Here is a 20,913-nt window from a genome sequence, read left to right on the forward strand (position 1 = left end):
TAAGCTTCTTAGCGCCAAGAGTAGTTGGGGGTCGCCCCCTGCGAGGGTAGGACGTTGCCATGCTTTTTTTATTATTTGGAGGTTTAGCTCAGTTGGGAGAGCGTCTGCCTTACAAGCAGAGGGTCACAGGTTCAAGCCCTGTAACCTCCATTTGAGCCGTTAGCTCAGTTGGTAGAGCATCTGACTTTTAATCAGAGGGTCGACAGTTCGAGCCTGTCACGGCTCATTTTCAATTCCACATTCTGCGGGTGTGGCGGAATTGGCAGACGCACTAGATTTAGGATCTAGCGTCGTAAGACGTGGGGGTTCAAGTCCCTTCACCCGCATCATTTTCAGTTATGCCGACTTAGCTCAGTTGGTAGAGCACCTGATTTGTAATCAGGGGGTCGGGCGTTCGAATCGTCTAGTCGGCACCATTTTTTAATTTTTTTGCGGAAGTAGCTCAGTGGTAGAGCATCACCTTGCCAAGGTGGGGGTCGCGGGTTCGAATCCCGTCTTCCGCTTTTCAATAAATGCCGGGGTGGCGGAACTGGCAGACGCACAGGACTTAAAATCCTGCGGTGAGTGATCACCGTACCGGTTCGATTCCGGTCCTCGGCACCATTTATTGTTTTAATTTTATATTTTTAATGCACCCATAGCGCAACTGGATAGAGTGTCTGACTACGAATCAGAAGGTTGTAGGTTCGACTCCTACTGGGTGCATTTTTTTGTGTTCGGGAAATAGCTCAGCTTGGTAGAGCACCTGGTTTGGGACCAGGGGGTCGCAGGTTCGAATCCTGTTTTCCCGATTAATTGAAAAAGGAATTTAAACTTTATGTTTAAATTCCTTTTTTTGTTTAGGACAAATAACTTTCAATTTTAATTTATATTTCGTATAATGAAAGTCAACATTAGTCAAACTATTTGAGGTGATGAATATGCAGGGTCAGAATATTTCTGATGTGATTGAGAAGTATTTTAAGAAAATTCTTTTAGACGAAAAAGAAATAGTCATTAAACGTTCTGAAGTTGCTGAATTATTTAATTGTGTACCATCGCAAATAAATTATGTTATTAACACGCGATTTACTATTCAAAATGGATATGTAGTAGAGAGTAAACGTGGTGGCGGTGGATATATTAGGATAGAAAAGGTAAATCTTTTTGTAGATCAAGAATTTATTCAAACAATAGAAAATTTAATTGGTACAAACGTATCCCAACAAGAAGGTTACGATATTATTCAAAGTTTATATGATGAGAAGACATTGACAAAAAAAGAATCAAATTTAGTTTTAGCTATAATAAAGAAAGATGTTTTTCTTGGTATGGATACAGAATCAGAAAATATGATACGCGCTAAAATGTTGATTAATTTAATTAATCGCTTACGATATGAAGAGTAGAAAGAGGTAATAATATGGATAATTTATTTACGCCGAGTGCAAAAGAAGTTCTTATTCGAGCACAGGAAGCTGCTAAACACTATCGTCAACAAGCCGTTGGTACTGAACATTTACTTTTGGCTTTGTCTGAAGTACAAAATGGTATTGCAGATAAAGTATTGAAACAATTTAATGTTGATCCAGAAGATATAATGGAAGAAATCGAAAGATTCACTGGTTATGGATCATTGAGATTAAATAAAAATGATAATTATTTACCTTACTCACCAAAAGCAAAAATGATTTTATCAATTGCTAACGATGAAGCTAAAAATTTAAATGCAAGTAAGGTGGGTACAGAGCATCTTTTACTAGCGCTAACAAGTAATAATGAAATATTATCATCAAGAATTATGGGCGGATTAAGTGCTGATGTTAAGCAGGTACGTAAAATGATTTTCCGTCAACTTGGTGTCAGTGAAGTTCAGATGAGACAAAAGAATCGTGGTAAACAAACTCCAGAAGAGGGAACACCTACATTAGATGAATTAGCACGTGATTTGACTAAAATGGCTCGTGATAAGCAGATTGACCCTGTAATTGGTCGAGATTCTGAAGTGAAAAGATTAACTCAAGTATTGAGTCGTCGAACTAAGAATAATCCAGTGTTAATTGGTGAACCTGGTGTTGGTAAGACTGCAATCGCTGAGGGGTTTGCTCAACGATTAGTTGACGGAAACGTTCCTGAAGACATGATTGGAAAACGATTAATGATGCTTGATATGGGATCATTAGTTGCGGGAACAAAATATCGTGGTGAATTTGAAGATCGGTTAAAGAAAATATTGAAAGAAGTATACACGACTAAAGATGTTATTTTATTTATTGATGAATTACACACGTTAATTGGTGCAGGGGGTGCAGAAGGTGCAATAGATGCATCTAATATATTAAAACCTGCATTGGCTCGTGGTGAAGTTCAAGTTATTGGTGCAACGACATTAGATGAGTATCAAAAATACATTGAATCTGATGCTGCTTTGGAACGACGTTTTGCGACAATCACAATCAAAGAACCAACAGAAGCACAGACTGTTGATATTTTAAAGGGACTCCGACCTAAATATGAGGCACATCATCGCGTGCAAATTACCGATGATGCAATTGAAGCAGCAGTAGAAATGGGTAATCGATATATTACTGATCGATTCCTACCTGATAAGGCGATTGATTTAATGGATGAAGCCGCTGCTCAGGTTCGTATTGAGCGCCCAAGGACTAAATCAAAATTAAGTAAAAAACAAGATCAACTTGACGAATTGCGTCAACAAAAAGATGATGCAGTTAGTCAGCAAGATTTTGAATTAGCTGCGGGTATTCGTACAAAAGAAATGCGTGTTAAAAAGCAGGTTGAAGATTTAGAAGCCGAAAAAAATGCTGCCGTTAAGTCTAGTGCAGAACATTATGATATAAAGGTAACTAGCGAAGAAATTGCAGGAATTGTTTCTGATTGGACAGGTGTTCCAGTACAACAATTGAATAAAAGTGAAAGTGATCGCTTAATTCATCTTGAAGACATTTTGCATAAACGTGTTATTGGTCAAAATGAGGCAGTTAGCTCAATTGCAAAGGCTATTCGACGTGCTAGAAGCGGATTGAAAAATCCAGCAAGACCAATTGGTTCATTCATGTTCCTTGGGCCAACGGGTGTTGGTAAAACTGAATTAGCTAAGGCACTTGCTGAAGCTATGTTTGGCTCTGAAGAAGCAATGATTCGAGTGGATATGTCGGAATATATGGAAAAATATAGTACAAGTCGCTTGATTGGATCGCCACCAGGTTACGTTGGATATGATGAAGGTGGACAATTGACTGAAAAAGTTCGTCAGACACCATATTCTGTTGTTCTCTTGGATGAAGTTGAAAAAGCGCATCCTGATGTTTTTAATATTTTACTTCAAGTGTTAGATGATGGATACTTAACAGATTCTAAAGGACGTCGTATTGATTTTAGAAATACAATTATCATTATGACATCTAACTTAGGTGCAACTGCCGTTCGTGATGAGAAGTTTGTTGGATTTGGTGTAGAATCTGAAAAAGATGAATATAAGGCAATGTCTGGAAAAATTCGCGCGGCTCTTAAAAAAGCCTTTCGTCCAGAATTTTTAAACCGAATTGATGAATCAATTATATTCCATTCATTAACTAAAGTTGAATTACATGAGATTGTGAAATTGATGACTAAAGAAGTTATTGATAGGTTGAAGGAACAAGATATTAAGGTTAAAATATCACCTGCAGCAATTGATGTGATTGCTAAGGCAGGGTTTGATCCAGAATATGGTGCTAGACCCATTCGTCGTGCATTACAAACAGAAGTTGAGGACCGTCTAAGTGATATTCTTCTTTCTGGTCAAATAAAAGATAATGATAATATTACAATTGGTGCTGTAAAAGGTGTTATCAAAGTAACGATTAAAGAATCAAAAACTAAAGTAGCAGTGAAGTAAACTTAAAAAGGTGTAACTATTCATGTAGTTGCACCTTTTTTATCACTAGAAAAGGAGTGTTATCTATGGAAAAAATAGATCTTATTGTAATTGGTGGAGGCTCTGCTGGAATTGCAGCAGCAAATCGAGCTGGTTCTTTTGGAAAAAAAGTAATTTTAATAGAAGGAAATGAAATTGGTGGAACTTGTGTCAACGTTGGATGTGTACCTAAAAAGATTATGTGGTCTGCAGCAGCGTTAGCACAAGATTTTGATTTAGCTACTGATTATGGGTTTACTAAACAACAGCCGCAACTTGATTTTGAAAAATTAGTTGCTAACCGTTCTGCATATATTGAACGATTACATGGCGCATATTTCAGAAATTTAGATAAAAATCAGGTACAAGTCATTAAAGGCTATGCAAAATTTATTGATAATCAAACAGTTGAAGTTAATGGCTCAAAATATGTCTCAGAGCACATACTAATTGCAACTGGTGGAACACCCAATATACCCGACATTCCTGGCGCAACGTATGGGATTGAATCTAATCAATTCTTTGATGATTTGAAAGAATTACCTGCTAAAGTTGCGGTTATCGGAAACGGTTATATTGGTACTGAACTTGCTGGAACGTTGAATGCACTAGGGTCAAAAGTTCACATGTATGCAAAATACGACACGTTGTTACCTAATTTTGATGAATTAATTTCAACAAATGTAACAGAAACGTATATAGAAAATGGAATTGATATTAGTTTTAACTCAAAGGTGACAGAGTTGAAACGGCGAAGTGATGGTAAATATGAAGTTATTACCAATGATGACTCATTGGTCGTAGATTGTGTTATTTGGGCGGTTGGCCGCCGACCAGTTACCGATAAAATGAATATTTCTGCCACAAATATTAAATTAAATGATAATGGTACTATTGTGGTCGACGAGTATCAAAATACATCAGTTGCTGGTATTTATGCGACTGGGGATGTTATTGGTAAACTTGACTTAACACCTGTTGCAATTGCAGCTAGCCGAAGATTAATGGAGCGTGTGTTTAATAATAAACCTACGGAACATTTAGATTATAAATTGGTACCCACAGTGGTATTCTCACATCCAGTTGCTGGAACGATTGGTTTAACTGAAGCTGAAGCAACTTTAGAATATGGTCAAGAAAATCTAAAAATTTATCGATCATCATTTACACCAATGCGTTATAGTTTAGGTGATAGTAAGGTGAAGGAAAACCTGAAGTTAATTACGGTTGGTAAAGATGAACGAATTGTTGGATTACATGGTGTTGGAGAAGGCATGGACGAAATGCTACAAGGATTTGCAGTAGCAATTAAAATGGGCGCAACTAAAAAAGATTTCGATGATACAGTTGCTATTCACCCAACGAGTGCTGAAGAATTTGTGACGATGACTTAATGAGCACGAACTGTTGACATCCGATTCAATAGCGTATATGATAATTAAATGTATAATACTGTGAATTTTTATAGCTGATTACGATCTATTGTCCGTAAGAAGCCTTATAGAGAGACAAAAATGGTGATTATTTAAAAATAAATAAACTGTTTTTGTTTTTTCTTTTGCCAAAAAAACCGATTTTTTCGTCTAGTATGCAATTTGTAATCAAACTGTAATATAAAATCATCGGACTTTGGCAGGTTTACAGAATAAATTTGAGAGGTGACTAATTTGGCTGGACATTTAGTAAACTACGGTAAACACAGTACACGTAGAAGTTACGCACGTATCAAAGAAGTTTTAGATTTACCTAATTTAATCGAAATTCAAAGTGACTCTTACCAATGGTTCTTGGATGAAGGTCTTCGTGAAATGTTTGAAGACATCATGCCAATTGACGATTTTGCTGGTAACTTATCATTAGAATTTGTTGATTACCAATTATTAGAACCTAAATACACTGTAGATGAAGCACGCGCACATGATGCGAACTATTCGGCTCCATTACATGTTACATTACGTTTAACTAACCATGAAACTGGCGAAATTAAATCTCAAGATGTTTTCTTTGGTGATTTCCCATTAATGACAGAACAAGGAACATTTATCATTAATGGTGCTGAACGAGTTATTGTTTCTCAATTAGTTCGTTCACCAGGGGTTTACTACAATGGTTCATTAGATAAAAATGGCCGTGAAACATATGGCACAACTGTTATTCCTAACCGTGGTGCATGGTTAGAATATGAATCAGATGCTAAAAATATTTCATATGTACGTATTGATCGTACACGTAAAATTCCATTAACTGAATTGGTCCGCGCTTTAGGATTTGGTTCTGATGATGAAATTATTGAAATGTTGGGTAACAATGATAGCTTAATGCTAACACTTGAAAAAGATGTTCATAAAAATACGGATGATTCACGTGTTGAAGAATCTTTAAAAGATGTTTATGAACGTCTACGTCCCGGCGAACCTAAAACAGCTGATAGCTCACGTAGTTTATTGACAGCTCGTTTCTTTGATCCAAAACGTTACGACTTAGCTCCAGTTGGTCGTTACAAAATTAATAAAAAATTAAGCTTGAAAACACGTTTATTGAACCAAACATTAGCTGAAACATTGGCTGATCCAGATACTGGTGAAGTACTTGCACAAAAAGATACCGTAATTGATAAACAAGTTATGGAAACTTTAGCACCATATCTTGATCGTCAAGATTTCAAGACGGTCACATACCACCCATCAGAAGATGGTGTTGTTACTGAACCTATGGTACTTCAAATCGTTAAGGTTTATTCTCAAGTAGACCCAGAACGTGAGATGCCAATGATTGGTAATGGCAATATTGACTTACAATACAAACATATTGTACCTGCTGATATTATTGCTTCAATGAACTATTTCTTTAATTTAAAAGAAAATATTGGTTCTGTGGATGATATTGATCATTTAGGTAACCGTCGTATTCGTTCAGTTGGTGAATTACTACAAAATCAATTTAGAATTGGTTTATCACGTATGGAACGTGTTGTACGTGAACGTATGTCAATTCAAGATACAACAACTGTTACACCACAACAATTGATTAACATTCGTCCTGTTGTGGCTTCTATTAAAGAATTCTTTGGTTCATCTCAATTATCACAATTCATGGATCAAACTAATCCACTTGGTGAATTGACACATAAACGTCGTCTTTCTGCCTTAGGACCTGGTGGTTTGACTCGTGATCGTGCTGGATATGAAGTTCGTGATGTTCATTACACGCATTACGGTCGTATGTGTCCAATTGAAACGCCTGAAGGACCTAACATTGGTTTGATTAATAGTTTATCAAGTTATGCACGTGTTAACCGATATGGTTTTATTGAAACACCTTATCGTCGTGTGAGCTGGGAATCACATCAAGTAACTGATAAAATCGATTACTTGACTGCTGATGAAGAAGATAACTATGTTATTGCACAGGCTAACTCACCATTAAATGAAGATGATTCATTTGTAAATGAACTCGTTATGGCTCGTAATCGTTCAGAAAATATCGAAATCGGTATTGATAAAGTCGATTACATGGATGTTTCACCTAAACAAGTTGTGGCTGTTGCTACAGCATGTATTCCTTTCTTGGAAAATGATGATTCTAACCGTGCCTTGATGGGTGCCAATATGCAACGTCAAGCTGTTCCTTTAATCAATCCTCATTCACCACTTGTTGGTACAGGTATTGAATATAAGGCAGCTCATGATTCTGGTGTCGCTTTAATTAACAAAAACGAAGGTACTGTTGAATACGTTGATGCACGTGAAATTCGTGTTCGTCGTGAAGATGGCGCTTTAGATAAATACAAATTAATGAAATTCCATCGTTCAAATGGTGGTAAAAACTACAATCAACGTCCAATTGTTCGTGTAAACGATCATGTTGATGCTGATGAAATTTTAGCTGATGGTCCTTCAATGGAAAATGGGGAATTAGCTTTAGGCCAAAACCCATTAGTTGCCTTTATGACTTGGAATGGTTATAACTTTGAAGATGCTGTTATCATTAACGAACGTCTTGTTCGTGATGATGTCTACACATCAATTCATATTGAAGAATTTGAATCAGAAGCACGTGATACAAAATTAGGACCTGAAGAAATTACTCGTGAAATTCCTAATGTTGGTGAAGATTCATTAAAAGATCTTGATGAATTTGGTATCGTCCGTATTGGTGCTGAAGTTAATGATGGTGATATCTTAGTTGGTAAAGTAACACCTAAAGGGGTTACTGAATTATCTGCTGAAGAACGTTTATTACATGCTATCTTTGGAGAAAAGGCTCGTGAAGTACGCGATACTTCATTGAAAGTTCCTCATGGTGGTGGCGGTATTGTTCAAGATGTTAAAATCTTTACTCGTGAAGCAGGGGATGAATTAAGTCCTGGTGTTAATATGATGGTTCGTATCTACATTGCACAAAAACGTAAGTTACGTGTGGGTGATAAGATGGCTGGACGTCATGGTAACAAAGGGGTTGTTTCAATCGTTGTCCCTTCTGAAGATATGCCTTACATGCCAGATGGTACACCAGTTGATATTCTTTTGAATCCCATGGGTGTTCCTTCTCGTATGAATATTGGACAAGTTTTAGATCTTCATTTAGGTATGGCTGCTCGTAAATTAGGTATCCATGTTGCAACACCAGTTTTTGATGGTGCTCGCGATTCAGATATCTGGAATGTCTTTAAAGAAGCTGGAATTTCAGATGATGGTAAGACAATCTTATATGATGGACGTACAGGTGATGCATTTGATAACCGTGTTTCTGTAGGTGTTATGTACTATATGAAACTTGCTCACATGGTTGATGATAAAATCCATGCTCGTTCAATAGGACCATACTCATTAGTAACGCAACAACCATTAGGTGGTAAAGCACAATTTGGTGGACAACGTTTTGGTGAAATGGAAGTTTGGGCACTTGAGGCTTATGGTGCTGCTTACACGTTACAAGAAATTTTAACGTATAAATCTGATGATGTTGTGGGTCGTGTGAAAACATACGAAGCAATTGTCAAAGGCGAACCAATTCCTAAACCAGGTGTTCCTGAATCATTCCGTGTTCTTGTTAAAGAATTACAGTCATTAGGATTAGATATGAAAGTACTTGATGCTAAAAAGACTGAAATTGAATTACGTGACATGGATGATGACGATGATGATATCGTTAATGTGGATGCGTTAAGCAAATTAGCTAATGAACAAAAAGAGAAAAAAGCTAAAGAAGAAGCCGAAAAAATGGCTGCTGAAATGAACAAAGAATAATTTTGGCTTAGTTACTGAACTCAAATTTGTGTGGATGAAGCTAATGCTTAGTTTGAGAAATCCAACACACTATAAAACTAAAGGGAGGTCGGTCCTTTGATCGATGTCAATAAATTTGATAGCATGCAAATTGGCTTAGCATCTTCTGATAAGATTAGAAGCTGGTCATATGGTGAAGTTAAAAAGCCCGAAACAATCAATTATCGTACATTAAAACCTGAAAAAGACGGACTATTCGATGAACGTATTTTTGGACCAACAAAAGATTGGGAATGTGCCTGTGGTAAATACAAACGTATTCGCTATAAAGGTATCGTCTGTGATCGTTGTGGTGTTGAAGTTACTCGTTCTAAAGTACGTCGCGAACGTATGGGTCATATTGAATTAGCTGCACCAGTTACACATATCTGGTACTTTAAAGGAATTCCAAGTCGTATGGGTCTTGTCTTAGACATGAGTCCTCGTGCTTTGGAAGAAGTTATCTACTTTGCTTCTTACGTTGTTACTGAACCTGGTAACACACCTCTTGAAAAGAAACAGTTATTAACAGAACGTGAATATCGTGAAAAACGTGAAGAATACGGGACTGAATTCGAAGCTGGAATGGGTGCTGACGCTATTCGTCATTTATTACGTGATGTTAATCTTGCTGGTGAATCTGAAGAATTAAAAGAAGAATTGAAAGATGCTACTGGCCAAAAGAGAACACGTGCTGTTCGTCGTTTGGACATTTTAGAAGCATTCTTACTTTCTGAAAATGAACCTGCATGGATGGTTATGGATGCTGTTCCTATTATTCCACCTGACTTACGTCCAATGGTTCAATTAGAAGGTGGCCGTTTTGCCACTTCTGATTTGAATGATTTATACAGACGGGTTATTAACCGAAATAACCGACTAAAACGTTTATTAGATTTGAACGCTCCTGGTATTATTGTTCAAAATGAAAAACGTATGTTACAAGAAGCTGTTGATGCATTGATTGATAATGGTCGTCGTGGCCGTCCAGTTACTGGACCTGGTAACCGACCATTGAAATCTCTTTCACATATGTTGAAAGGTAAACAAGGACGTTTCCGTCAAAATTTACTTGGAAAACGTGTTGATTATTCAGGCCGTTCAGTTATTGCTGTTGGACCAACGTTACAAATGAATCAATGTGGTATTCCTCGTGAAATGGCTTTGGAATTATTCAAACCATTTATGATGAAAGAACTTGTTAAACGTGAAATGGCTTCAAATATTAAAAATGCTAAACGTAAACTTGATCGTCGCGATGAAGATATCTGGGATGTTTTAGAAGAAGTTATTGTTGAACATCCAGTTCTCCTTAACCGCGCACCAACACTTCATCGTCTTGGTATTCAAGCTTTCGAACCAATTTTAGTTGATGGTAAAGCAATTCGTCTTCATCCCTTAGCTTGTGAAGCTTACAATGCTGATTTTGATGGAGATCAAATGGCTATCCATGTACCTTTATCTGATGAAGCACAAGCAGAAGCTCGTTTGCTTATGTTAGCTGCTCATCATATCTTGGCACCTAAAGATGGTAAACCAGTTGTAACACCTTCTCAAGATATGGTTTTAGGTAACTACTACCTTACAATGGAAGAAGCTGGCCGCGAAGGCGAAGGTATGATCTTTAAAGATGCTAACGAAGCTGTAATGGCTTACCGTAATGGTTACGTTCATTTGCACACTCGTATTGGATTACAAACAGCAACATTAGCTGCTGAAGGTAAACCATTTACAGATTGGCAAAAAGAACGCATTATGATAACAACTGTTGGTAAAGCAATCTTTAATGAAATTTTACCTAATGAATTTGCCTACATTAATGAACCTAAGAATGATAACTTAATTAATAAAACAGCCGACAAATATTTTGTTGAACCTGGTCAAAATATTGGTGATGTTATTAAAGCACAAGAAATTATTTTACCTTTCAAAAAAGGATTCTTGAGTGATATCATTTCTGAAGTTTATAAACGATTTAAAGTAACTGAAACGTCTAAGATGTTAGATCGTCTTAAAAACTTAGGTTATGATCAATCAACACATGCTGGTATTACAGTTGGTATTTCTGATGTAACTGACTTAAAGGAAAAACCTGCAATTATTGAAGAAGCTCATAAACAAGTTGCTTTAGTTGCAAAACAATTCCGTCGAGGTTTGATTACAGAAGATGAACGTTATGAACGTGTTATTGCTATCTGGACACAAGCAAAAGATGATATTCAACAAAAACTAATGGAAGCATTGGGCACACAAAATCCTATTCAAATGATGAGTGATTCTGGAGCCCGTGGTAATATTTCTAACTTTACTCAATTAGCTGGTATGCGTGGTTTGATGGCAGCTCCTAATGGTAAAACAATGGAATTACCTATTATTTCTAACTTCCGTGAAGGTTTGTCAGTGTTGGAAATGTTTATTTCAACTCATGGGGCTCGTAAAGGTATGACTGATACGGCCTTGAAGACTGCCGATTCTGGATACTTGACTCGTCGACTTGTTGATGTTGCTCAAGATGTTATTATTCGTGAGAAAGATTGTTTCACTGATCGTGGCTTAGATGTATCAGCTATTAAAGAAGGAAATGAAATGATCGAACCATTGTATGACCGTATCTTAGGTCGTTATGCAATGAAGACCGTTAAAAATCCTGAAACTGGTGAAGTTATTGTCGCTTCAAACGAAATGATCGAAGAAAGCAAAGCGCAAGCAATTATCGCTGCTGGAATCGAACAAGTAACTATCCGCTCAGCATTTACATGTAACACTAAGCATGGGGTTTGTGAACATTGTTATGGTCGTAATATGGCTACTGGTGATCAGGTTGAAGTTGGTGAAGCAGTTGGTACTGTTGCTGCTCAATCAATCGGTGAACCCGGAACTCAATTAACAATGCGTACTTTCCATACTGGTGGGGTTGCTGGAGATGATATTACACAAGGGTTACCTCGTGTTCAAGAAATCTTCGAAGCACGTAATCCTAAAGGTCGTGCTGAAATTACAGAAGTAACAGGTATGATTGAAGCAATTGAAGAAAATCCTGCTGAACGTACTAAAGAAGTAACAGTTAAAGGTGAAACTGATACACGAACATATAGTTTACCTTATACTGCTGTTCTTAAAGTTGCCGAAGGTGATAAAATTCATCGTGGTGAAGCACTAACAGTTGGTTCAATTGATCCTAAACAATTAATTCAAGTTCGTGATGTTCTTTCTACGGAGAATTATATTCTTCGTGAAGTTCAAAAAGTATATCGTATGCAAGGGGTAGAAATCTCTGATAAGCATGTGGAGGTTATGTCTCGTCAAATGTTACGTAAGGTTCGCGTTATGGATCCCGGTGACACAAATGTATTACCAGGTACTTTAATGGATATCATGGATCTTAAAGAAGATAACTATAAGACATTGATCAAAGGTGGCATTCCAGCTACTTCACGTCCTGTCTTACTTGGTATCACTAAAGCATCTCTAGAAACAAACAGTTTCTTATCAGCTGCATCATTCCAAGAAACAACTCGTGTTCTTACGGATGCTGCTATTCGCGGTAAGAATGATCCATTAATTGGTCTGAAAGAAAATGTTATTATTGGTAAGATTATTCCTGCCGGTACTGGTATGCCAGATTACCGTCAAATTAAACCAAAAGAAACAGGTTCAATTTCAGCTAATGTTTATTCAATCTCAGATATTGAGAAACGAATGAAAGAAGAAGAAGCTAGCGTGAACGATTAACGTCATAGCTAAAAAAGAACAATTCTTATTAATTTAAGAGTTGTTCTTTTTTTTGTGCTTTATTAGCGAACAATTAACGCTTACATTTTAATAACGTCCGCAAACCATTGTATGGGTAAATAGACTGTGTTAATATTGTCATACAATAAAAAATACTGATCACCTATATAATGTCATGATATGGATGCTAGTTTCTACCCGGAGCCGTAAATTCCGGACTATATGTGAGTTAAAGCAAGCATGTATTAGGCATGAAATCCATAGAAAATCCGACTTATTAGTGTGAAAGATAATGTGGAGGATCAAATGAAGAATAGCACGGAATTAGAAAATAGTAGTTTGGATGAATCTAATTTATCAAATTTTAGAGCAGCAATATTAGGATTACAGCATTTATTAGCCATGTATTCAGGCGACATTTTGGTACCATTATTAGTTGGGGCTGCACTTGGGTTTAGTACAAAACAAATTACTTATTTAGTTTCGATGGATATTTTCATGTGTGGGATTGCAACATTATTACAATTGAAACGCACACGTTTTACTGGCATTGGTTTACCTGTAGTACTTGGGTGCGCGATTGAATACGTTGCACCATTGACTGCAGTAGGAAAACATTTTGGATTAGGAACAATGTATGGATCAATTATTGCTGCTGGTATTTTTATATTTCTAATTTCGGGATTCTTTGCAAACATTAGAAAATTCTTCCCACCAGTAGTGACAGGATCATTAATTACGTTAATCGGATTAACGTTAATTCCAGTTGCCTTTACCAACATGGGCGGTGGGGATGTGACAGCCAAATCATTTGGTAGTATCCCTAACTTAATAGTTGCAGGTGTAACCATTGCCGTTATTTTAGGCTTGAACATTTGGGGCCGCGGATTCATTCAACAAGTGGGTATCTTAATTGGTATTTTAGTTGGTGTGGTCGTTGCCTCATTTATGGGAAAAGTAACATTAGACCCAGTTAGCCAAGCTAATTGGTTTCAATTACCCCATGTTTTTATGTTTGCTGCCCCTAAATTTGAATGGTCATCAATTGTGACTATGATATTAGCAGCGTTAACAACTATGATTGAATCAACTGGTGTATTTTTTGCGCTGGGAGATATCGTTGGTCGTCCAATCAGAAAAGATGATTTAAAAAAAGGGTACCGTGCTGAAGGTATCGCAGCTGTTTTAGGTGGTATCTTTAATACGTTCCCATACTCGACATTTTCACAAAATGTTGGAATTGTGCAACTATCAGGAATTAAAACGAAGAAACCTGTTTATTTTTCAGCGTTCTTTTTAATTGCTTTAGGGTTACTTCCTAAAATTGGTGCAGCAGCAACTGTCATTCCAGCAGCCGTTTTAGGTGGTGCTATGTTAGTTATGTTCGGTATGGTTGGTGCACAAGGTATTAAAATGTTGCGCGAAGTTGAAGGTAGTAATAGTAATTTATTAATTATCGGTATTTCGGTCAGCTTAGGACTTGGTGTAACAGTACAACCAGCATTACTCCAAGCATTACCCTTAACAATCCAGACCATTTTTGGTAATGGACTTGTTGTCGGTAGTCTGTCGGCTGTTATCTTAAATATTCTATTCAATTATGGTCATTTGAATGACGCAATCGAAGATTAAAGTAAAAGCTAAGCAAATTTGCTTAGCTTTTTTATTTATATGAAGAAAGATAACGCAATAGTAATATAAACGCCAAACGTTATATGTGGGACAAATGGGAAAAATTGATATCGACTCTGTTTTACAGTAAAAAAGTAGATAAGTGAGCTGATACAAGCAAAAAGAGTGGCAATCAAACAAAAATGAACACCAAATGTTAGTTGAATGATAATCAGTAAAATAAAATCGCCAAGGCCGAGCTTTTGTTGAAAACATAAGACAAATAGAAACAGACTGAATAAGCTAATTGCTATTAGTGAGTCTGGAAACCCAAATAACAGATAATGCCACAGGATGAATAGTATTCCACCACCGATAGTTAAGCGACCAGAAATCAGTCGGTTAGTGAAATCCATAGCTGATAGAAAAGTTAAATAAAATAAGAACGTTATAAGTAATAGAAATTCAAAAAGAGATAGTTGAGTGAAAGATAAGGGCAACATGGCGGCCAAACTACATTCAAAAATAAATGAATAGGCTGGGAATTCTCCCTTGCAGAATCGACAGTGTCCGTGTAATCTAAGATAAGCGTAGATAGGAATTAGATCAAACCAAGGTATTTTTGTACCACAATAGTCGCAGATTGATCTTTTGTTGAATTGATTCTGATTCAATGCACAGCGTGTGGCAATGCAGGTGATGAATGAACCTAGGCAAGCACCTAGTAAAAATAAATAACTAATTAACATAATTTAAATCCTCCTATTAAAAAATACGCTTTTTAGTGTAAATACCATTGACGTATATTAAATACCGTGATATTCTGTGTAAGGTGCTTTTTGTGAACAGTTAATTCATCTACATAGTTGAGATTCTGTATAACAGCAGCGCATTATAAGACAGACGTCTAGGACGTTATTTTTTATTATTAAAAAATGAACCACCTGGATGTGTGGACTTAAAAAACAATTAACCTATAATAAGGAAGGAGGAAACTTTAGATGCCAACAATTAATCAATTAGTTCGTAAAGGTCGTAATTCTAAAGGTTCAAAATCTGGTGCACCCGCATTAAACTTCGGGTATAACAGTTACAAAAAAGTTCAAACAGATAATCCTGCACCACAAAAACGTGGGGTTGCTACTCGTGTCGGAACAATGACACCTAAAAAGCCTAACTCTGCTTTACGTAAATATGCGCGTGTGCGTTTATCTAACTTACTTGAAGTTACAGCTTACATTCCTGGTATTGGACATAACTTGCAAGAACATAGTGTTGTTCTTATTCGTGGTGGCCGTGTAAAAGATTTACCTGGGGTACGTTACCATGTTATCCGTGGTGCTCTTGATACAGCCGGTGTTGCTGATCGTAAACAAAGTCGTTCAAAATACGGCGCAAAGAGACCTAAATAAGAATAAAGTTATTCTAATAAAAATAGAATCTAAGGAGGTTATTTAGATGCCAAGAAAAGGCCCAGCTCCAAAACGAGAAGTATTGCCTGATCCAATTTACAATTCTAAATTAGTAACACGTTTAATCAACCGTTTAATGTTAGATGGTCGTCGTGGTACTGCATCAAAGATCTTGTATGATGCATTCGAAATGATTAAAGAACAAACAGGAAACGAACCTAATGAAGTTTTTGATGAAGCTATGAAAAACATCATGCCTGTACTTGAAGTTAAAGCTCGCCGTGTCGGTGGTTCTAACTACCAAGTGCCAATTGAAGTTCGCCCTGATCGTCGTTCAACTTTAGGTTTACGTTGGTTAGTAAGTTACGCACGTTTACGTGGGGAACATACTATGCCAGAACGTTTAGCTAAAGAAATCATGGATGCAGCAAACAATACTGGTGCATCAGTTAAGAAACGTGAAGATACACATAAAATGGCTGACGCTAATAAAGCATTCGCACATTACCGCTGGTAATTTTATAAAAGAATGGCTATTATATGATTTTGATAATCGATATAGTAGTCATTTTTTTGAATCTATTTTAGAATCGAAAGGAGATACTACAAAATGGCAAATAAACGCGAATTCCCACTAGAAAAAACGCGTAATATCGGGATTGTTGCTCATATCGATGCTGGTAAGACAACAACTACTGAACGTATTTTATACTATACTGGTAAAATTCATAAAATTGGTGAAACTCATGAAGGAGCTTCACAAATGGATTGGATGGAACAAGAACAAGAACGTGGTATCACAATCACATCAGCTGCAACAACTGCTGAATGGAAAGAACATCGTATTAATATCATCGATACTCCAGGACATGTGGATTTCACTATTGAAGTTGAACGTTCACTTCGTGTCTTAGATGGAGCCGTTGTTGTTTTAGATGGTCAATCTGGTGTTGAACCACAAACTGAAAACGTTTGGCGTCAAGCTACAACATATTCAGTTCCTCGTATCGTTTTCATCAATAAGATGGATAAAATGGGTGCTAATTTTGATTACTCAGTAGGCACAATCAAAGATCGTCTTCAAGTAAATGCTGTTCCTATCCAAATGCCAATTGGTGCTGAAGATGATTTTGAAGGTGTTATTGATTTAATCGAAATGAAAGCCGATTTATATGATAACGAAGATTTAGGTGCTACATGGGAAAGTATTGACGTTCCTGAAGAATATTTAGAAGAAGCTACAAAACGTCGCGAAGCTTTAGTTGAAGCCGTTGCTGATGTTGATGAAAAGCTTATGGAAAAATATCTTGATGGTGTGGAAATTACTAAAGATGAAATCAAAGCTGCTATCCGTAAAGCAACATTAAATCTTGAAATGTACCCAGTTCTTGCTGGTTCAGCATTTAAAAACAAGGGTGTTCAAATGATGTTGGATGCTGTTAATGATTTCTTACCATCTCCTTTAGATGTTAAACCTTATAACGCAGTAGATCCTAAAACAGATGAAGAAGTTGAAATCACAGCCGGTGATGACAAAGATTTCGCTGCTTTAGCATTTAAAATTGCAACGGATCCCTTCGTTGGTCGTTTAACATTCTTCCGTGTTTACTCAGGTACATTACAAGCTGGTTCTTATGTCTTGAACTCTACTAAAGACACGCGTGAACGTGTTGGTCGTATCCTTCAAATGCATTCAAATCACCGTAATGAAATTCCTGAAGTATTCTCTGGTGATATTGCTGCTGCTATTGGTTTGAAAAATACGACAACTGGTGATTCATTAACGGATGAAAAACATCCATTAATCCTTGAATCAATGGAATTCCCTGAACCAGTTATCCAAGTATCTATCGAACCAAAAACAAAAGCTGATCAAGATAAGATGGATATCGGTTTACAAAAACTAGCAGAAGAAGATCCTTCATTCAAGGCTGAAACTAACCCTGAAACTGGTGAAACTTTAATCGCTGGGATGGGTGAATTGCATTTGGATATCATCGTTGATCGTATGAGACGTGAATTTAACGTTGAAGCTACTGTTGGTGAACCACAAGTTGCCTACCGTGAAACATTTACAAAAACTGTTTCTGCACAAGGTAAATTCGTTCGTCAATCTGGTGGTAAAGGTCAATATGGTGATGTTACAGTTGAATTCTCACCTAATGAAGAGGGTGGCGGTTTCGCATTCGAAGACGCTATCGTCGGTGGGGTTGTTCCTCGTGAATATATTCCTTCAGTTGAACAAGGTTTGAGAGAAGCTATGCAAAATGGTGTTCTTGCAGGCTACCCACTTATTGATGTTAAAGCTAAGTTATATGATGGATCATATCATGATGTCGATTCTAACGAATCAGCATTTAAGGTAGCTGCCTCAATGGCATTGAGAAAAGCTGCTAAGAGTGCTGGTGCTGTTATTCTTGAACCAATGATGAAAGTTGAAGTTGTCGCTCCTGAAGATTACTTAGGTGATGTTATGGGACATGTAACTGCTCGTCGTGGACGTGTTGAAGGTATGGAAGCTCGCGGAAATGCACAAGTTGTTAACGCAATGGTTCCTCTTTCAGGTATGTTCGGTTACGCAACTACTTTACGTTCTTCTACACAAGGACGTGGTACATTCACAATGACATTTGATCATTACGAAGCTGTACCAAAATCAATCCAAGAAGAAATTATGAAGAAAAACGGAACAGCTACTGATTAATTAGTTGGTCTGAATTATAAAAGAAGTTATCACTTGTTGATAGCTTCTTTTTTTGTGGTAAAATAACATTTGGAAAATAAAAAAAGTTTTAAAAATGTTAATTATGATTATATAATGAGAAACTTTGAAAAAAAATAAGAAAGCACTTGCCATAAGGCTTTATCTCTAGTAGTATAGATAAGTACCCAAAAACAGATGGCGTATTACGCCCTGCGATAGGGTTTCATAGAATGAGCTAAGATGTGAAAGATTGCGACACGCCCGGCAGCTTTGCCACGCAAGGTGTGTCGGTCACTTACACGGAGCTAGTCTTATTTTTAAAATAGACGAAGGAGGGAACAAAATGGCAAAACAAAAAATTCGTATTCGCTTAAAAGCTTACGAACACCGTATTTTAGACCAATCTGCTGACAAGATTGTTGAAACTGCAAAAAGAACAGGGGCAACAATTTCTGGACCAATTCCATTGCCAACAGAACGTACATTATACACAGTTTTACGTTCACCACATAAGCATAAAGATTCACGTGAACAATTCGAAATGCTTACACATAAACGTTTGATTGATATCGTTAACCCAACACCTAAGACAGTTGATTCATTGATGAAACTTGACTTACCTAGTGGCGTTGATATTGAAATCAAATTATAAAACAGAGTTACAAAAATAAAAATACAAACATATTGGAGGTGTACTCATGACTACAAAAGGAATCTTAGGAAAAAAAGTAGGTATGACACAAGTTTTTACTGAAAATGGTGAATTGGTACCAGTTACAGTGATTGAATCTACGCCAAACGTTGTTTTACAATTGAAAACAATTGAAAACGATGGTTACGAAGCAATTCAATTAGGTTACCAAGACATGCGCGAAGTATTAACAAACAAACCTGCTAAAGGTCATGCAGCAAAAGCAAATACTACTCCTAAGCGCTTCGTTCGTGAAATTAACGATGTTGAGCTTGGAGAATATAACGTAGGTGACGAAATTAAAGTTGATACATTCTCAGCTGGCGATATCGTTAACGTTACGGGTACGTCTAAGGGACATGGTTTCCAAGGAAATATCAAACGTTGGGGACAATCACGAGGTCCTATGACTCATGGTTCTCGTTATCATCGTCGTCCTGGTTCAATGGGTGCCGTTATTAACCGTGTATTCAAAGGTAAGAGATTACCAGGTCGCATGGGTGGCAAACGCGTAACTGTCCAAAACTTGGAAATTATTCGTGTTGACGTTGATAGTAATGTTATCTTGATTAAAGGTAACGTACCAGGCGCAAACAAAACATTAGTTACAATTAAAAACGTCACAAAAGACGCTAAATAACAGGAAGGAGGAATTTCAAAATGCCAACAGTCGCATTATTAAAACAAGATGGTACTAAAAATGGTGAAGTTGAATTAAACGACGCTATTTTTGGAATCGAACCTAACGACAATGTCATTTTTGACGCCGTAATCATGCAACGTGCATCATTACGTCAAGGAACTCATTCAGTTAAAAACAAAAGTGCAGTTTCAGGTGGTGGTAGAAAACCATGGCGCCAAAAAGGTACAGGTCGTGCTCGTCAAGGATCTATCCGTAGCCCACAATGGCGTGGTGGTGGTGTCGTATTTGGCCCTACTCCTCGTTCATACAGTTACAAATTACCTAAAAAAGTTCGCCGTTTAGCTCTTAAATCAGTACTTTCACAAAAAGTATTGGATAACAGCGTGGTTATGGTCGATGCACTTAGCTTCGAACAACCAAAGACAAAAACTTTCAAAGAAGTTTTAAGTAACTTAGATATCAACAAAAAAGTATTAATAGTTCTTGAACCTGGCAATGATTTCGTTGCTTTAGCAGCTCGTAACTTACAAAATGTTACAGTAGTAGAAGCTAAAGGTGTTAACGTTCTTGACGTTATCAACAATGATAAATTAGTCATGACTCAAGCAGCTCTTTCTCAAGTAGAGGAGGCTCTTTCATAATGGAATCAAGAGATATTATCTTACGCCCAGTCATCACCGAAGCAGCAATGGATAGAATGGCTAACAAAGTTTACACATTCGACGTTGATACTCGTGCAACTAAAATTGAAGTCAAAAAAGCTATTGAAGATATTTTTGGCGTTAAAGTTGTAAAAGTAAATATCATGAATGTTAAAGGTAAGTTAAAACGTCAAGGTCGCTATGCTGGTTATACTAAAAAACGCCGTAAAGCAATTGTTACTTTAACTGCCGACTCAAAAGAAATCCAATTATTCGAAGAATAATCTAAAATTTTGTAAACTAGGAGGAAAACA

At 36.9% G+C, this 20,913-nt stretch carries 14 protein-coding genes, 8 tRNA genes and 1 riboswitch; of the genes, 21 read left to right on the plus strand and 1 reads right to left on the minus strand.

The genetic code is table 11. The features are described 5' to 3' along the window. The first annotated feature begins 77 nt into the window (after positions 1-77). From AC1RPW_RS03685 to AC1RPW_RS03750, 14 genes are all read left to right on the plus strand, one after another. Positions 78-150, plus strand: a tRNA-Val gene (locus tag AC1RPW_RS03685). A 3-nt stretch (positions 151-153) separates the two neighbouring features. After that, positions 154-226: transfer RNA gene (locus AC1RPW_RS03690), tRNA-Lys, on the plus strand. Between the two features lie 18 nt (positions 227-244). Beyond that, a tRNA-Leu gene (locus tag AC1RPW_RS03695) sits at positions 245-326 on the plus strand. A gap of 14 nt (positions 327-340) precedes the next feature. Then, positions 341-416 (plus strand) — tRNA-Thr (locus tag AC1RPW_RS03700). Between the two features lie 15 nt (positions 417-431). Then, a tRNA-Gly gene (locus AC1RPW_RS03705) sits at positions 432-503 on the plus strand. Positions 504-514: 11 nt separating this feature from the next. Beyond that, a tRNA-Leu gene (locus AC1RPW_RS03710) sits at positions 515-603 on the plus strand. A gap of 28 nt (positions 604-631) precedes the next feature. Continuing rightward, positions 632-705, plus strand: a tRNA-Arg gene (locus AC1RPW_RS03715). A gap of 12 nt (positions 706-717) precedes the next feature. Further along, positions 718-791: transfer RNA gene (locus tag AC1RPW_RS03720), tRNA-Pro, on the plus strand. A 129-nt stretch (positions 792-920) separates the two neighbouring features. After that, positions 921-1,388 (plus strand): CtsR family transcriptional regulator, encoded by a 468-nt coding sequence (locus tag AC1RPW_RS03725; protein ID WP_481761623.1) that lies wholly within the window; start codon positions 921-923, stop codon positions 1,386-1,388. Between the two features lie 14 nt (positions 1,389-1,402). Next, positions 1,403-3,880, plus strand: coding sequence for an ATP-dependent Clp protease ATP-binding subunit (locus AC1RPW_RS03730; protein ID WP_481761622.1), 2,478 nt, complete (start codon positions 1,403-1,405; stop codon positions 3,878-3,880). Positions 3,881-3,945: 65 nt separating this feature from the next. After that, positions 3,946-5,292, plus strand: coding sequence for a glutathione-disulfide reductase (gene gorA / locus AC1RPW_RS03735; protein WP_481761621.1), 1,347 nt, complete (start codon positions 3,946-3,948; stop codon positions 5,290-5,292). Positions 5,293-5,556: 264 nt separating this feature from the next. Then, positions 5,557-9,147, plus strand: a complete 3,591-nt coding sequence (rpoB, locus tag AC1RPW_RS03740) for a DNA-directed RNA polymerase subunit beta (RefSeq protein ID WP_481761620.1) — start codon at positions 5,557-5,559, stop codon at positions 9,145-9,147. Between the two features lie 96 nt (positions 9,148-9,243). Next, a complete protein-coding gene (gene rpoC, locus AC1RPW_RS03745; RefSeq protein WP_481761619.1) occupies positions 9,244-12,897 on the plus strand; it encodes a DNA-directed RNA polymerase subunit beta' in 3,654 nt (1,217 codons plus the stop codon). A 143-nt stretch (positions 12,898-13,040) separates the two neighbouring features. Continuing rightward, a riboswitch (purine riboswitch) is annotated at positions 13,041-13,138 on the plus strand. A gap of 65 nt (positions 13,139-13,203) precedes the next feature. Continuing rightward, entirely contained in the window at positions 13,204-14,529 is a 1,326-nt protein-coding gene (locus AC1RPW_RS03750) for a nucleobase:cation symporter-2 family protein (RefSeq protein ID WP_481761618.1), read from the plus strand. Positions 14,530-14,564: 35 nt separating this feature from the next. Here AC1RPW_RS03750 and AC1RPW_RS03755 read toward each other — a convergent pair whose 3' ends face one another. Continuing rightward, a complete protein-coding gene (locus AC1RPW_RS03755; RefSeq protein ID WP_481761617.1) occupies positions 14,565-15,257 on the minus strand; it encodes a prepilin peptidase in 693 nt (230 codons plus the stop codon). Between the two features lie 252 nt (positions 15,258-15,509). Between AC1RPW_RS03755 and rpsL the strand changes: the two genes are divergently transcribed. From rpsL to rplW, 7 genes are all read left to right on the plus strand, one after another. Beyond that, positions 15,510-15,920, plus strand: a complete 411-nt coding sequence (gene rpsL, locus AC1RPW_RS03760; RefSeq protein ID WP_057974646.1) for a 30S ribosomal protein S12 — start codon at positions 15,510-15,512, stop codon at positions 15,918-15,920. A 46-nt stretch (positions 15,921-15,966) separates the two neighbouring features. Beyond that, a complete protein-coding gene (rpsG, locus tag AC1RPW_RS03765) occupies positions 15,967-16,437 on the plus strand; it encodes a 30S ribosomal protein S7 (protein ID WP_057974645.1) in 471 nt (156 codons plus the stop codon). A gap of 93 nt (positions 16,438-16,530) precedes the next feature. Next, a complete protein-coding gene (gene fusA, locus AC1RPW_RS03770; RefSeq protein ID WP_409022017.1) occupies positions 16,531-18,624 on the plus strand; it encodes an elongation factor G in 2,094 nt (697 codons plus the stop codon). Positions 18,625-18,967: 343 nt separating this feature from the next. After that, positions 18,968-19,276 (plus strand): 30S ribosomal protein S10, encoded by a 309-nt coding sequence (gene rpsJ / locus AC1RPW_RS03775; RefSeq protein ID WP_057974643.1) that lies wholly within the window; start codon positions 18,968-18,970, stop codon positions 19,274-19,276. Positions 19,277-19,322: 46 nt separating this feature from the next. Then, a complete protein-coding gene (gene rplC, locus AC1RPW_RS03780; RefSeq protein WP_481761616.1) occupies positions 19,323-19,955 on the plus strand; it encodes a 50S ribosomal protein L3 in 633 nt (210 codons plus the stop codon). A 20-nt stretch (positions 19,956-19,975) separates the two neighbouring features. Then, the gene (gene rplD, locus AC1RPW_RS03785; protein ID WP_409022019.1) at positions 19,976-20,599 is read left to right on the plus strand and encodes a 50S ribosomal protein L4; all 624 of its coding nucleotides are present in this window, start codon (positions 19,976-19,978) and stop codon (positions 20,597-20,599) included. Continuing rightward, positions 20,599-20,883 carry a 50S ribosomal protein L23 gene (gene rplW / locus AC1RPW_RS03790; RefSeq protein ID WP_409022020.1) on the plus strand — a complete coding sequence of 95 codons (285 nt, stop codon included), beginning with the start codon at positions 20,599-20,601 and terminating at the stop codon, positions 20,881-20,883. Before rplD ends, rplW begins: the two co-directional genes overlap by 1 nt. Positions 20,884-20,913: the final 30 nt, after the last annotated feature.

The organism is Dellaglioa sp. CoH-55-MRSF-8, assembly GCF_056782195.1.